The sequence below is a fragment of the Thiomonas sp. SCN 64-16 genome, from assembly GCF_001725585.1.
In the GTDB taxonomy this organism is placed as follows: domain Bacteria; phylum Pseudomonadota; class Gammaproteobacteria; order Burkholderiales; family Burkholderiaceae_C; genus Thiomonas; species Thiomonas arsenitoxydans.
Genome location: NZ_MEGQ01000003.1, coordinates 120,657 through 134,021, shown reverse-complemented (window position 1 = coordinate 134,021; position 13,365 = coordinate 120,657). Strand labels below are relative to the sequence as shown.

The window sequence follows — 13,365 nt, the reverse complement described above, 5'->3', positions numbered from 1 at the left end:
AATCAGCCGGGCGGATCAGCGGGCGCTCAAGAACCCGCCGCCATTTTCCGGCGCAGCACCCAGGCGACGAAGCGCCGCCCGTACACCGGCTGCGTTCGCACCAACCAGGCCACCACCAGGGCGTTGAACACGGCCACGGTGAGCAGCAGCATCGGCACGCCCACGCCTGCGGTGAGCAACACGGCGCAATACGCCGCGCAGGCAATCATGAACAGGGCGTTGAGCATATTGCTGGCAGCGATTACGCGAGCGCGGTGGGTTTCGGCCACGCGGTGCTGAATGAAGGCGTAAAGCGGCACGCTGTAAATCCCGGCGCTGGCCGAAACCAGCAGCAGATCGACCATCAGCCGCCAGTGCTCGCCTTCGCGCAGGAACAGGGTAAGGGTTTGCAACTGCCCGTTGTGTGGCAGATTTTGCGTGGCAAAGTAGAGGTCGATGCCGAACACCGACATGCCGATGGCGCCGACCAGCACCAGGCCGATTTCCACCCGGCCATGCGCCATCCACTCGCAGGCCACCGAGCCCAGGCCGATGCCCACGGCGAAAATCACCAGCAGCAGCGACGCCACCGCTTCGCTGCCGTGCACCACCTCGCGGGTGAAGATCGGAAACTGGGTGAGGAAGGCCACGCCGTAGAACCACATCCAGGCAATGGCGATCAGCGCCACGAGCACCGGTCGGTCGGCCGCTGCGAGCCTGAGGCTGCGCGCCGTTGCGCTGAACGGATTCCAGTTGATGCGGGTGTCGCTGCACAGCGGCGGGGTGCGCGGCACAAAGCGCGCCATCGTCCAGCCGGCCAATGCGACGACAAGACAGGCCACCCCGGCAAACACCGGCCCTTGCGGATAGGTCATCAACACCCCGCCAATCATGCTGCCCAACAGAATGGCGACAAAGCCGCCCATTTCCGTCATGCCGTTGCCGCCGGTGAGCTCGGCCGTGTGCAGGTGGCGCGGCAGATAGGCGAACTTCACCGGCCCGAACAGGGTGGAATGCAGCCCCATGCCCAGCACGCACAGCAACAGCAGCGGCACGTTCACCGTAATGAAGCCCCACAGCGCCGCGAGCATGATGACAATCTCGAAGGTCTTGATGCGCCGCATGATGACGCCCATGTCGCACTTGTCCGCCAGTTGCCCGGCGGTGGCCGACAGCAGCACGAAGGGCAGCACATACAGCGCGGCGATCAGGTTGACCATCAGCCCCGCGGGCAGCCCGGTCTGCGCCTCGGCGCGGTAGGTCACCAGCATGGTGAAGGCGAACTTCAGCAGGTTGTCATTGCCCGCATTGGTGAACTGCGTCCAGAAAAACGGCGCGAATCGGCGCTGGCCCAGCAGCTTGAACTGGTTGACAGACAGCGGCGGATCGTGGGACGGAGGTGTGGAAGCCATGCGTGATGCGGAAAAAACTCCGGCATGTTCGCACAGTCGGTCAAACCTGTTTGATCACGCCCTTTGCCGCGCCCAGGCCAGAAAGCGCTGGCCGTACAGCGGCTGGCGCCAGATCAGCCAGAGCGCGGCCACTGCATTGAGCAGCGCCACGCTCAGCAGCAGCGCGGGCACGCTCACCCCGGCCACCAGCAGCGCCGCGCAATAACCCGAGCACACCACCATGTAAATCGCGTTGAGAATGTTGTTGGCCGCAATCACCCGCGAACGATGCGTGGCCGGGGTGTGGTGCTGGATCAGGGCGTAGAGCGGCACGCTGTAAATCCCGGCGCTGGCCGAGAGCAGAAACAGGTCGAGCATCACCCGCCAGTGCGCCGGATCGCGCACGAAGGGCAGCACGCCTTGCAGCGCGGCTTCGTGCGGCAGGTGCAGCGTGGCGAAATACAGGTCGATGCCGAACGCCGTCATGCCGATGGCGCCCAGCGGCACTAGGCCGATCTCCACCCGCCCGCGCGCCAGCCATTCGCAAGCCACCGAGCCCAGCGCGATGCCGATGGAAAACACCGCCAGCAACAGCGAGGCCACCGCCTCGTTACCGCCGAGCACGTCCTTGGCGAACACCGGAAACTGGGTGAGAAACGCCACGCCGTAAAACCACATCCACGAAATCGCCAGCAGCGCCTGCAGCACCGTGCGGTCGGCGGCAGCCAGCCGCAGATTGCGCGCGGTTTCGGTGAACGGGTTCCAGTTGATGCGCAACTGCGGGTCCACCGCGGCGGTGGGCGGAATGAAGCGCGCAGCCGTCCAGCCCAGCAGCGCCACGGCCACGCAGGCCAGCCCGGCGATCAGCGGGCCGCGCTCAAAGGTCATCACCAGGCCACCGGCCAGATTGCCCAGCAGAATCGCCACGAAGGTGCCCATCTCGGTCATGCCATTGGCGCCGGTGAGTTCGGCGCTGTTCACATGCTGCGGCAGATAGGCATATTTGGCCGGGCCGAACAGGGTGGAATGCAGCCCCATGCCAAAGGCGCAGGCCAGCAACGCGGGCAGGTTGGCCGCGACAAAACCCCACAGCGCCAGCGCCATGATGGCAATTTCCAGCGTCTTCACGCGGCGCATCAGCACCGCCTTGTCGTACTTGTCGGCCAGTTGCCCGCTGGTGGCGGAAAACAGCACGAAAGGCAGGATGTAGAGCGCCGCGATGAGGTTGACCATCAGCCCGGTGGACAAGGCGGATGCGGCCTCGGCCCGGTAAGCCACCATCACCGTGAAGGCGAACTTGAACAGGTTGTCGTTGCCCGCACCGCCGAACTGCGTCCAGAAAAACGGCGCGAAACGGCGCTGGCCGAGCAGGGCGAATTGGTTGGGGCGGGCGGATTGGGGCATGGTCGGCGGTCGGGTTGCAGGGCGGATGATGGCACAGCCGGATAATTCCTCACCATGATGACATCACCTCCTTGCGCCACGCCCACCGTGGTCAATATCTCCTGCTACAAGTTCGTCGGCCTCGACGACCTGCCCGCGCTGCAGGCGCGGCTGGCGGCGCAGTGCGAGGCGCTGCAACTCAAGGGCACCATCCTGCTCGCGCCCGAGGGCATCAACCTGTTTCTCGCCGGAGCGCGCGGCGCCATCGACGCCATCATGGCCACCTTGCGCGCCGACGCCCGGCTGGCCGACCTCCGCCCGAAGGAATCGCTCTCTGCAACTCAGCCCTTCAAGCGCATGAAGGTGAAAATCAAGCGCGAGATCATCACCCTGAACCGCCCGCAGATCCGCCCCGAAGCCGGGCGCGCCCCGGCGGTGACGCCCGAGCGCCTGCGGGCCTGGCTCGACGCCGGATGCGACGACGAAGGCCGCCCGGTCGTGCTGCTCGACACCCGCAATGCTTTCGAGCGCGATCTCGGCAGCTTTGCCGGCTGCGTGGACTTTCGCATCGGCAAATTCAGCGAATTCGCCCCCGCCGTCGAAGAGCACGCCGCCGACTTCGCCGGGCAGACCGTGGTGACCTTCTGCACTGGCGGCATCCGTTGCGAAAAAGCCGCGTTGCTGATGCAGGACTGCGGCATCGAGCACGTCTATCAGCTCGAAGGCGGCATCCTCAAATACTTCGAGCAGGTTGGCGCCGCGCACTACCAGGGCGGCTGCTTCGTGTTCGACGAACGCGAAGTGCTCGGCTCCGATCTGCGGCCCAGCGAGGGCGCCATCGCCCCGCCCGCAGCGCCGCAGCATCGCTGAGTCGATGTTTCAGGACGACTGGTAATATGTCCAGCCACTTGAGGCGAACGATATGCTGACATCCTTGGAAATTTGCGCTGGCGCCGGTGGGCAGGCGCTCGGACTGGAGACCGCAGGCTTCGATCATGTTTCACTGGTTGAAATCGAATCGGCAGCTTGTCAAACCCTGCGACTCAATCGTCCGCAGTGGCGCGTGACCGAGGGTGATCTGAAAGACTTTTCCGCGCTTGATCTCCTGGGCATCGATCTGCTGGCCGGCGGCGTGCCTTGCCCGCCCTTTTCCAAGGCTGGCCGACAGTTGGGCGAGCAGGACGAGCGCGACTTGTTTCCAGAGGCCATTCGATTGGTTGACGAGTGTCGCCCGAAGGCCGTTATGCTGGAAAACGTGCGCGGACTGCTCGACTCGGTCTTTGATGATTACCGCGCCAAGATCATTCTCGATCTCAAGAAGCTGGGCTATGCCGCGCAGTGGCGTTTGCTCAATGCCAGCGAATATGGAGTGTCCCAGCTGCGCCCACGCGTCATTTTCGTGGCTTTGCGAAATGATCTCGCGGGCGATTTTTCCTGGCCCGAACCATATCCTCACAGCCCCTTGACGGTGGGAGAGCTCCTGCATGATCTGATGGCCGAAAACGCCTGGAAGGGCGCCAATTCCTGGCGGGAACGCGCCTGCGACATAGCGCCTACTTTAGTCGGCGGCAGCAAGAAGCACGGCGGCCCTGACCTGGGCCCCACGCGTGCAAAACGGGCTTGGGCCAGCCTAGGCGTGGACGGTAAGGGCCTCGCAGACGCGGCCCCCGCCGCCGACTTCGTCGGGATGCCGCGGTTAACCGTTCGCATGACGGCCAGAGTTCAGGGCTTTCCTGATGTGTGGCAGTTCAGCGGCAAAAAAACGGCCGCTTATCGTCAGATCGGTAACGCCTTTCCTCCACCTGTTGCAGCGGCTGTGGGCGCACGCATCAAAACGGCCATCCTTGCTGCCTCCAAACGGCGGTTAAAGCGGGCTTGAGATGAAAACCAAGCTGCGTATGGGTGCGCGCGCCAAATTGCGAGCGCACTTTCTGAGCAACCTCGGCCGCGTCATGGAGTCGGGCGAGCTGCGCGAAGTCGCAGGAGGCATTTCTGAGTGGGCTCGGCGCGTGCGCGAACTGCGCACGGAAGAGGGCTATCTCATCCTCACGCACAACGACCGCAGCGACCTCAAACCCGGGCAATACCTGCTGGAAACGCCGAAGCCGACGCCCGCGTTCGAGCGCAGCGTTTCCAAGGAAACGCGCGCCTTCGTCCTTGATCGAAATGGCTTTACTTGCCAGATGTGCGGCGCGGTTGCTGGCGAGCCGCATCCCTTTGACCCAACGCGCAAAACGCGGCTACATATTGGGCACATCATCGATAAGAGCCTGGGCGGCACAGATGACCCCGCCAACCTCCGAGCGATTTGCTCTGTATGCAATGAAGGTGCGAGCAACGCCACATTGACTCGGCCCGATTTGCTCAAGCTCCTGACGCAAATTCGGCGTGCGACATCAAAGGATCAGTTAAGCGCGCTGGAGTGGTTGATCAAAAAATTTCCCAAGCAGGCGAAAGATTTGCTGTGAATCTGGGTATGAACGCTGACCCTCACATCCCCTTGCGCGCCAGATAAATCCCGCTCAGCACCAGCCCCGCGCCCAGCAGTTGACCGGCGGTCAGCGCCTCGCCCAGCAGAATCCACGCATACACCACTGCCATGGCCGGTTGCACCAGCAGGCCCACGGATGAGAGCGCCGGGTTGAGCCGGCGTACCGCGTAGGCGATGACCACCTGACCGCCGATCTGCACCAGCAGCGCCAACCCGAGCACCCACACCCAGCCGATGGCCGCAGTCGGCCACATCCGCCCCTCGGCGAGGGCGAAAGGCCAGAGCACCACGGCGGCGAGGAGGGTGACGACGGCCATCAGCGGCGCGGTGGACAGACGCTGCCGCGCCTGCTGAATGCCCACCTGATACGCCGCGTAAAACACGGCGGACACCAGTCCGCTGGCATCGCCCAGCAGCGCGCGGCTGTGGCCGAAGTTGGGGCCGATCATCAGGGCCGCTCCGCCCAGTGCTGCGGCCAACCCGGCGAGAAACACCGGCTGCGGCGCGTTGCGGGTGATGGCCCAGAAGGCCAGGGTGATGAGCACGGGAGCGAAGTTCGATTCCAGCGTGGCGTTGCCCACGGCAGTCCAGGTCACCGCGAGGTGGAAGAACACCAAATCGAGCGCGAACATGGCCGCGGCAAACAGCGCTAGTCCCCAAGTCGGCCATTGCACCAGCGGGGCGGGCGGGGCCGCGCGCTTGCTGAACCATTGCGGATTTTGCCCAGGCGCGGGGCTGGACGTAGCCGGGCGGGCCTTGCGCTGCAGTTGCCATTGCACCGCGGCCCAGGCCAGCAAAAACGGCGCCGCCACGGCCATGCGCCAGAAGGCGCTGGCAAACGGGCCGAGATTGGCGGTGGTGTCGGCCAGACGCACGAACACGCCAGCGAGGCCGAGCACGGCGCCGCCGAGAAGGAGAATGAGGAAATCCATGAAAAGTCTGCCGGGCTTGGGGCGTGAAGCGGAAAAAGGGCTGTGGGAATGTCTGGTGGCGGCGGAGTTGCGGGTTCACAGACGACGCGATGGGGCGAAAGCCGATGCGCAGAATGCCGCGCAGCTCCCTCATCGCCCCCTCATGGTCCTATTTCAGCTCGCGATCAGCACGTCCGGCGGTCGTCCGACAGCCTGTTGGCGCATTGTCGCTGGTCGATCAGGCCGTTGGTTCATGCCCGCAAACCGATCGGGGCTCACCCTGAGGAATTTTCCCGGGCCGCTTGGCGCAGGGAGATATCCTCCCTGAAACTTGCATGACATGCGTATTGAACGCACATACCATGTGATTTTCATGCCCATACAAACGGTTGGGCATCTGCCGTTTTCCGCCTGCGTCACGGGCAGGATCATGAAACGAAACGCTGACTGACATCCGTCTGTGGCTTATCCCTTGCCGCCATCCATGCCCGAATCCCAAGAGTCAACACACCACGTCAGGCCCTTTGTCTACGACACACTGCATTCCAAGGCTTTGCACTTCACCATTTGCGAAGTGCAAAGCAGCATGCGACTTCGAGACCCCGATGCGTTGGACCTGGAGTACACGCGCATGATGATGGGATTTTTGCTGTTCATGGCAGAACCGCAAAACATCGCCATGATTGGCCTGGGCGGGGGATCGCTGGCCAAATTCTGCTATCGCCACCTGCCGCAGACCCGCATCCTGGTGGTCGAGATCAACCCGCATGTCATTGCCCTGCGCGATGAGTTTCATATCCCCTCCGACGACGATCGGTTCAGCGTCGTGCGGGCCGATGGCGCGCAATATGTGCGCACCAGTGCGTCAGCCTGCGACATCCTGATGGTCGACGGCTACGACAGCGAGGGCCTGCCGCAGAGCCTGTGTTCCCAGCGTTTTTACGATGATGGATGCGCGCTGCTGCGCCCGGGCGGCATCATGGTGGTCAATCTGCAATACAGCCACGAGCACTACGCCATCCACCTGGACCGCATCCGGCGCAGCTTTGGCGACTCCGTGCTGGTGGCGGGTGACAAAGACGGATGCAACAGCATCGTCTTTGCACGCAAGGGCCTGGGTTTTGAGCAGATACGGCAGAGTGCTATGCGCCTCCCCCAGCACCTGGACGCCGCTGCTGCCGCCGCTTTGCTGCCCGCGTTGACGCAAGTCGCCGCGGCGTCGAGGCTGTTCAAGCAGCAAGGCGAGAGTGCTGGCGGTTGATCCTCCTGGTCAATCGTATCGCAGGCTGAGCCCCGGCGCGTGGCCAGACGCATCAAGCTAGGTGCGTCAATCCAGCAGGCTGGTTTGCTGGAATACAGCGGGAAGTTTTTGCGGGGACTGGATGCGCAACTGCTTGTTGACATTCATGCGCCCGAACACCACTTCGATGGCCGAGGTCGGCACGCCGAATTCCTTGGCAAGAAAGCGCACCATGTGATCGGTCGCGCGGCCAGCGCGTGGCGCTGCCGTCACGCTCACCTTGAGTTGCGGCCCCTTGGGCTTGCCGATGGCATCGACCCCTGCGCTGGGCTTTCCCAGAATGTTGACCACCAGCGTGTCGCCTTCCCACCAAAAGAACGACTCACCTCGATTTTGCTGAGATTTCATGCGGGAGATTGTTGCGGCGGAGCAGCGCAGCCTATTGCGGTTTTGCAGCGGCGTTTTTGCATCGGCAGAGGCTCAGCGCTTGAGCGCCTCGTCGATGGATTCGCCCGGCTGCCAGGGCCGCCCGAGCTTGAACTCGATGTAGTCGCGGATCAGGCGTCGGACCACTTGCGACGGCGTCTGGTCCTCGCGCGCGCACAGGCGCTCGAACAACTCCTTCTTCTGCGGGTCGATCAAGACAGTGAGGCGGCTGGTACGTTGTTCCATTTTTATGGAAATGAGATTAGCATTTAGCGCACATCTTATGTGAATCTCATTTTCACGCAACTCCCGTATGAACGCGCCCGATCTTCTTCCCATCGCCCTGGGTGTGGTGGCGGCTTGGGTGTGCATGGGGCTGGCGGGTTTCATTTCGCCGCGTTCCACGCGCTGGGTGGCGCGGGTGATCTTTCCGCTGGGCGCGCTGGGCAGTCTGGTGATGGCCGCAGTCGGGCTGCTGGCGCTGTTCGCTGCGCCGCAATCGCTGGTGTTGCCCATCGGCCTGCCGGGTCTGCCGCTGCATTTACGGCTGGACGCGCTGTCGGGGTTTTTCCTGTTCCTGCTGGGCGCCTCCACCGTCGGCATTTCCACCTTCGCCTCGGGATATTTCCGCGAGGGCGAGGGCACGGCGCCGGGGCTGCTGGGTATGCAGTACCACGTGTTTCTGGCGGCGATGTGCATGGTGATGCTCGCGGCCGATGCCTACAGCTTTATGCTGTCGTGGGAAGTCATGGCCATGGCGTCGTACTTCCTGGTGATTTCCCAGCACCGCATGGCGGAAATCCGCAGCGCCGGTTATGTGTATCTGCTGCTGGCGCATCTGGGGGCCATCGCCCTGCTGTTGTGTTTCGGGGTGATGATGCAAGGCGGCATTGCCAGCCTGACGTTCGAGGCGATGCGCCACGCGCACTTGAGCCCGGCCTGGGCCAGCGTGGCCTTCGGTCTGGCGGTCATCGGCTTTGGTGCCAAGGCTGGCCTGGTTCCCTTGCACATCTGGCTGCCCGAGGCGCACCCGGCTGCGCCTTCGCCGGTTTCGGCCTTGATGAGCGGGGTGATGCTCAAGACCGCGCTTTATGGCCTGCTGCGGGTGAGCTTCGATCTGCTGCATGCGCCGCTGTGGTGGTGGGGCGTGCCGCTGCTGGCGCTAGGGCTGTTCGGCGCCTTGTTCGGTGTGCTGTTCGCCGCGGTGCAGACCGATATGAAGCGGCTTTTGGCCTATTCGTCCATCGAGAATATCGGCATTGCCTTCGCCGCTCTTGGCCTGGCGCTAGTGTTTCACGGGGTCGGGCTGGCGGTGTTTGCGGCGCTGGCGCTCGCCGCCATGCTGTACCACCTGCTCAACCACGCCTTTTTCAAGAGCCTGCTGTTCCTGACCACCGGCTCAGTGCTCCATGCCACCCACCAGCGCAGTCTGGGAAAACTCGGCGGCTTGTTGCGCACCATGCCCTGGGTGGGCTGGACGGCTTTGATCGGCACGCTGGCGATTGCCGGGCTGCCGCCGCTCAACGGTTTTGTCGCTGAGTGGCTGTTGTTGCAGTCGTTTCTGTTCACGCCGCAGATTCCCGAACCGTTTTTCAATCTGCTCATCCCGCTGGGTGCGGCCATGCTGGTGCTGACTGCGGCGCTGGCGGCGTATGTCATGGTGAAGTTCTATGGCGTGATTTTTCTCGGCCGCGCACGCGAGCCGCAACTCGAGCAAGCGCACGATGTCGGCTGGCTGGAGCGCATCGGGCTGCTGTGGTTGGCCGCGGGCTGTGTGCTGCTGGGCCTGATCCCGACCTGGGTGCTGCAGGCCATCGACCGGGTCAACCTGATGTTGCTGGGCAAGCCGTTGGCGCAACCGGGTGATGCGTCTATGGGAAACTGGTTCTGGCTGGTGCCGCTGTCGCCGGATCGGGCGTCGTACAGCCCTGTGGCGATTCTGCTCGTCGGCCTGCTGGTCGTCGGCTTGACGGGCTTGTTGACCCACCGCGTCTATGCGGGGCGTGTGCGCCGCGCCGCGCCGTGGGATTGCGGCGCGCCGGGCTTGACCGGGCGCATGCAAGACAGCGCCGAGGGTTTCGGCCAGCCGATCCGCCGGGTGTTCAGCCCGTTCTTCCTGATGCGGGTGGAACTGCCGCGCCCGGACGACGCCGAGCCGCGCTACCGCGTGTCGGTGGAAGACCGCTTCTGGCCGCAGTTTTACACCCCGGCGGCGCAAGCGGTGCTGTGGTTGGCGCGGCAGGTCGGGAAGATTCAGCAGGGACGGATTTCGGTCTATCTGCTCTACAGCTTCCTCACCCTGCTGGTGCTGTTGATGGTGGTGCTGCGATGAGCGCTTTCGCCGTGTTGACCCCGTTGTTGACCCAATTGCTGGCCGTGGCCGTCTCGGTGTTGCTGGCGCCACTGCTGTCCGGCTGGGTGACGCAGTGCCGCGCCTGGCTGTCCAACCGCAGCGCGCCGCCCATCTGGCAGCCCTATGCGCGCATTGCCAAGCTGCTGCGCAAGGACGCGGTGCTGGCGCACGAGGCCACGGCGCTGTTTCGCGTCGTGCCGTATCTGCTGATGGGCATCATGGTGGTGGCTGCGGCCATCATCCCCTCGCTCTCCACCGATCTGCCGTTTGCGCAGGCGGCCGACGTCATTGCGCTGGTGGGACTGTTTGCGCTGGCGCGGGTGTTCACCGCCCTGGCCGGCATGGACATCGGCACCGCCTTCGGCAGCATGGGCGCACGGCGCGACATGATGGTGGGCTTTCTCGCCGAGCCCGCGCTGCTGATGGTGGTGTTCACCTCGTCGCTGATCTCGGGCAGCACCCTGTTGCCGACGATTGCCGAATACCTGCAATCGCAGCACCTGGCGCTGCACGCCAGTCTGGCGTTCGCCGCCGTGGCCTTCATCATGGTGCTGCTAGCCGAGAACGCGCGCATTCCGGTGGACAACCCCACCACCCATCTGGAACTCACCATGATCCACGAGGCCATGGTGCTTGAATATTCCGCGCGGCATCTGGCGCTGGTGGAGTGGGCCAGCAGTCTCAAGCTGTTCAACTATGTCTGCATCGGCTTCGCGCTGTTTCTGCCCTGGGGTATGGCGAACCACGCCGACGGCGTGATGTGGCTGCTGGCCGCGCTGCCGCCGCTGCTGCTCAAGCTGGCGGCCGCCGGTTTCGGCATCGCGCTGATCGAAACCCTCAGCGCCAAGCTGCGCATCTTCCGCGACCCCGAATTTCTCGGCACCGCATTTTTGCTCGCCGTGCTCGGCCTGCTGGTGCGGCTGATGCTTTCGCATTGAGCTTGATGCCATGACCGTTCTCGCTCCGCTCGTTTCCGCCTCCGCAGCCGCGGCCTTCTCGGCCGCGTCGTCAGCGGCTTCGTCTGCGGTTTCGTCTGCGTCTTCAGCCGCTGCGTTGTCCGTTTCCGGTCTGCCCGCTCTGCCGCTGAGCACCCAGCTCATTCACCTGATCGCCGCCTTGCTGTTGCTGCTGTCTTTCGCCATGCTGGCGCAGCGCCGGGTGGTCAATCTGGTCAATCTGTTCGCGGCCCAGGGTGCTTTGCTCGTGGCCAGCACCGTCGTGGTGGCCTACTCGACGGGCGATGCCGAGCTCTATCAGTCTGCCGCGCTCACCCTGCTGCTCAAGGTCATCGTGCTGCCGTTGGTGCTGCACAAGCTGATCCGCCGCCTGCACGCCGAATGGGATACCGAAACCCTGGTGAACATTCCCACCCTGCAGCTCATCGGCATCGTGCTGGTGATTTTTTCTTTTGTTCTGGCGCAGCCCATTTCCCGCTTCGCGGGCGAGGCCATGCGCGGCACCCTGGGCATCGCGCTGGCGCTGGTGCTGCTGGCTTTCCTGATGATGATCGTGCGGCGCAAGGCTGTGGCGCAAGTGGTGGGTTTTCTGGCCATGGAAAATGGCCTGCTGTTCGCGGCCACTAGCGCCACGCAGGGCATGCCCATGGTGGTGGAACTGGGCATCGGCCTGGACGTGCTGGTCGGCGTGTTCATCCTGGGAATTTTCTTTTTCCAGATTCGGGAACAGTTCGACAGCCTGGATCTGCAAAACATGGAATCACTCAAAGAGGACTGAATGGAACTGCTCATCGTCCTCGCGATCCCCCTGCTCGGCGCTGCGGTGCTGGCCCTCGTCGGCCAGCGCGGCTTCGCGCCCTGGATCAATCTGGCCTTCAGCGCCGCCACCTTCGTCGCCGCCTGCGTGTTGACGGCGCGGGTCATTTTTCAGGGGCCGATGCTGGTGTTTGCCGAGCAGTTTTTCATCGATCCGTTCAATGTGTTTCTGGTGACGCTCACTGCCTTTGTCGGCATGACCACGGCGGCGTTTTCCCGGCCCTATATGCGCATCGAGCAAGACCGCGGGCGACTGACCGCGGCGCGTCTGCGGCTCTATCACAGCATGTACCAGGCCTTCATGTTCACCATGCTGCTGGCGCTGACCACCAACAATCTCGGCCTGCTCTGGGTAGCGATGGAGGCGGCCACGCTGACCACCGTGCTGCTGGTTTCGCTCTACCGCACCAAGGCCAGCCTGGAGGCGGCGTGGAAATACTTCATCCTGTGTGGCGTGGGTATCGCGCTGGCGCTGTTCGGCACCGTGCTGCTGTATTTCGCTGCGGAGCGAGTGCTGGGCCACGCCGGCATGAATGCGTTGCTGTGGACACAGCTCGATGCGGTCAAAGGCCGGCTGGAGCCGGGCATCATCGGCATCGCCTTCGTCTTTTTGCTGGTGGGCTACGGCACCAAGGTCGGCTTAGCTCCTTTGCACAGCTGGCTGCCCGATGCGCACGCCGAGGGGCCCACGCCGGTGTCGGCGGTGCTGTCGGGCTTGTTGCTCAATGTGGCGCTGTATGCGGTCATGCGTAGCAAGGTGCTGGTCGAGGGCAGCTTGCACGCCGCATGGCCGGGGCAGGTGCTCATGGCTTTCGGCCTGTTCTCGGTGCTGGTCGGCGCGTTCCTGCTGTGGCGGCAAAAGGACGTCAAGCGCATGTTCGCCTACTCCTCCATCGAACACATGGGCATCATCACCTTTGCCTTCGGCATGGGCGGGCCGCTGGCCAACTTCGCTGCGCTGCTGCACATGACCGGCCACGCGCTGACCAAAAGCGCCATTTTCTACACCACCGGCCACGCGTCGCAAAAAGCGCACAGCCAGCGCATCGACGACATCCAGGGGCTGCGCGAGCAATCGCCCGCGCTCGGCTGGGGTTTGATGATCGGCGTGCTGGCGATCGCGGGCATGCCGCCGTTTTCCGTGTTCGCCAGTGAATTTCTCATCCTCACTACGGCGATGCAGCAGCAGCCCTGGGCCACGCCCATTTTGCTGCTCGGGCTGGGTGTGGCCTTCGGCGCCTTGTTTTTGCGTGGGCAGGGTATGGTGTTTGGCCGCAGCAACCTGCGTGAACTCTCGCATGCGCCCAATATGGTGCCGGTGTTTGTGCATCTGGCGCTGGTGTTGCTGCTCGGGCTGTGGATGCCGCAATTCTTGGTGTCCTGGTGGCACACCGCAGCGGCGATGATCGGGGGTTGAGC

The 13,365-nt window shown here is 63.8% G+C and carries 12 protein-coding genes and 1 pseudogene; 8 read left to right on the top strand and 5 right to left on the bottom strand.

The window, feature by feature from the left end:
* Positions 1 to 26: 26 nt before the first annotated feature.
* The gene (locus ABT24_RS01660) at positions 27 to 1,391 is read right to left on the bottom strand and encodes an MFS transporter (protein ID WP_156054087.1); all 1,365 of its coding nucleotides are present in this window, start codon (positions 1,389 to 1,391) and stop codon (positions 27 to 29) included.
* A gap of 60 nt (positions 1,392 to 1,451) precedes the next feature.
* Positions 1,452 to 2,774, bottom strand: a pseudogene (locus tag ABT24_RS01655) (MFS transporter); the annotation flags it as partial.
* A gap of 57 nt (positions 2,775 to 2,831) precedes the next feature.
* Here ABT24_RS01655 and ABT24_RS01650 point away from each other — a divergent pair.
* Genes ABT24_RS01650 through ABT24_RS01640 form a run of 3 tightly spaced genes read left to right on the top strand, consistent with a single transcriptional unit; the run spans position 2,832 to position 5,221 of the window.
* On the top strand, positions 2,832 to 3,623 hold the full coding sequence (locus ABT24_RS01650; protein ID WP_276729167.1) for a sulfurtransferase: 792 nt from the start codon (positions 2,832 to 2,834) through the stop codon (positions 3,621 to 3,623).
* A 52-nt stretch (positions 3,624 to 3,675) separates the two neighbouring features.
* Positions 3,676 to 4,632: a DNA cytosine methyltransferase gene (locus ABT24_RS01645; RefSeq protein WP_276728889.1), complete on the top strand. Its 957-nt coding sequence runs from the start codon at positions 3,676 to 3,678 to the stop codon at positions 4,630 to 4,632.
* Position 4,633: 1 nt separating this feature from the next.
* Positions 4,634 to 5,221, top strand: a complete 588-nt coding sequence (locus ABT24_RS01640) for an HNH endonuclease (RefSeq protein WP_276728892.1) — start codon at positions 4,634 to 4,636, stop codon at positions 5,219 to 5,221.
* Positions 5,222 to 5,243: 22 nt separating this feature from the next.
* Here the strand turns inward: ABT24_RS01640 and ABT24_RS01635 are convergent, their stop codons facing one another.
* Positions 5,244 to 6,176: a DMT family transporter gene (locus tag ABT24_RS01635; RefSeq protein WP_276728895.1), complete on the bottom strand. Its 933-nt coding sequence runs from the start codon at positions 6,174 to 6,176 to the stop codon at positions 5,244 to 5,246.
* A 553-nt stretch (positions 6,177 to 6,729) separates the two neighbouring features.
* Between ABT24_RS01635 and ABT24_RS01630 the strand changes: the two genes are divergently transcribed.
* Positions 6,730 to 7,416, top strand: coding sequence for a spermine/spermidine synthase domain-containing protein (locus ABT24_RS01630; RefSeq protein WP_286737295.1), 687 nt, complete (start codon positions 6,730 to 6,732; stop codon positions 7,414 to 7,416).
* Between the two features lie 66 nt (positions 7,417 to 7,482).
* Here the strand turns inward: ABT24_RS01630 and ABT24_RS01625 are convergent, their stop codons facing one another.
* Positions 7,483 to 7,803 carry a DUF167 domain-containing protein gene (locus ABT24_RS01625; protein WP_276728901.1) on the bottom strand — a complete coding sequence of 107 codons (321 nt, stop codon included), beginning with the start codon at positions 7,801 to 7,803 and terminating at the stop codon, positions 7,483 to 7,485.
* Between the two features lie 72 nt (positions 7,804 to 7,875).
* Positions 7,876 to 8,067 (bottom strand): ribbon-helix-helix protein, encoded by a 192-nt coding sequence (locus tag ABT24_RS01620; RefSeq protein WP_013104454.1) that lies wholly within the window; start codon positions 8,065 to 8,067, stop codon positions 7,876 to 7,878.
* Between the two features lie 67 nt (positions 8,068 to 8,134).
* Between ABT24_RS01620 and hyfB the strand changes: the two genes are divergently transcribed.
* The 4 genes from hyfB to ABT24_RS01600 are packed head-to-tail and all read left to right on the top strand — an operon-like array spanning position 8,135 to position 13,363.
* Entirely contained in the window at positions 8,135 to 10,153 is a 2,019-nt protein-coding gene (gene hyfB, locus ABT24_RS01615) for a hydrogenase 4 subunit B (protein ID WP_276728905.1), read from the top strand.
* Positions 10,150 to 11,112 (top strand): respiratory chain complex I subunit 1 family protein, encoded by a 963-nt coding sequence (locus tag ABT24_RS01610; protein ID WP_276728908.1) that lies wholly within the window; start codon positions 10,150 to 10,152, stop codon positions 11,110 to 11,112. The genes hyfB and ABT24_RS01610 overlap by 4 nt, the downstream gene beginning before the upstream one ends.
* Positions 11,113 to 11,122: 10 nt before the next feature.
* The gene (locus tag ABT24_RS01605) at positions 11,123 to 11,908 is read left to right on the top strand and encodes a formate hydrogenlyase (protein ID WP_276710510.1); all 786 of its coding nucleotides are present in this window, start codon (positions 11,123 to 11,125) and stop codon (positions 11,906 to 11,908) included.
* Positions 11,909 to 13,363, top strand: coding sequence for a hydrogenase 4 subunit F (locus ABT24_RS01600; protein ID WP_276728911.1), 1,455 nt, complete (start codon positions 11,909 to 11,911; stop codon positions 13,361 to 13,363).
* Positions 13,364 to 13,365 lie beyond the last annotated feature (2 nt).

What these genes read in the sequence shown, in the direction of transcription:
- ABT24_RS01660 (WP_156054087.1), bottom strand. Translation starts at nt 1,391, where the DNA reads ATGGCTTCCACACCTCCGTCCCACGATCCGCCGCTGTCTGTCAACCAG.
- ABT24_RS01650 (WP_276729167.1), top strand. Translation starts at nt 2,832, where the DNA reads ATGACATCACCTCCTTGCGCCACGCCCACCGTGGTCAATATCTCCTGC.
- ABT24_RS01645 (WP_276728889.1), top strand. Translation starts at nt 3,676, where the DNA reads ATGCTGACATCCTTGGAAATTTGCGCTGGCGCCGGTGGGCAGGCGCTC.
- ABT24_RS01640 (WP_276728892.1), top strand. Translation starts at nt 4,634, where the DNA reads ATGAAAACCAAGCTGCGTATGGGTGCGCGCGCCAAATTGCGAGCGCAC.
- ABT24_RS01635 (WP_276728895.1), bottom strand. Translation starts at nt 6,176, where the DNA reads ATGGATTTCCTCATTCTCCTTCTCGGCGGCGCCGTGCTCGGCCTCGCT.
- ABT24_RS01625 (WP_276728901.1), bottom strand. Translation starts at nt 7,803, where the DNA reads ATGAAATCTCAGCAAAATCGAGGTGAGTCGTTCTTTTGGTGGGAAGGC.
- ABT24_RS01620 (WP_013104454.1), bottom strand. Translation starts at nt 8,067, where the DNA reads ATGGAACAACGTACCAGCCGCCTCACTGTCTTGATCGACCCGCAGAAG.
- hyfB (WP_276728905.1), top strand. Translation starts at nt 8,135, where the DNA reads ATGAACGCGCCCGATCTTCTTCCCATCGCCCTGGGTGTGGTGGCGGCT.
- ABT24_RS01610 (WP_276728908.1), top strand. Translation starts at nt 10,150, where the DNA reads ATGAGCGCTTTCGCCGTGTTGACCCCGTTGTTGACCCAATTGCTGGCC.
- ABT24_RS01605 (WP_276710510.1), top strand. Translation starts at nt 11,123, where the DNA reads ATGACCGTTCTCGCTCCGCTCGTTTCCGCCTCCGCAGCCGCGGCCTTC.
- ABT24_RS01600 (WP_276728911.1), top strand. Translation starts at nt 11,909, where the DNA reads ATGGAACTGCTCATCGTCCTCGCGATCCCCCTGCTCGGCGCTGCGGTG.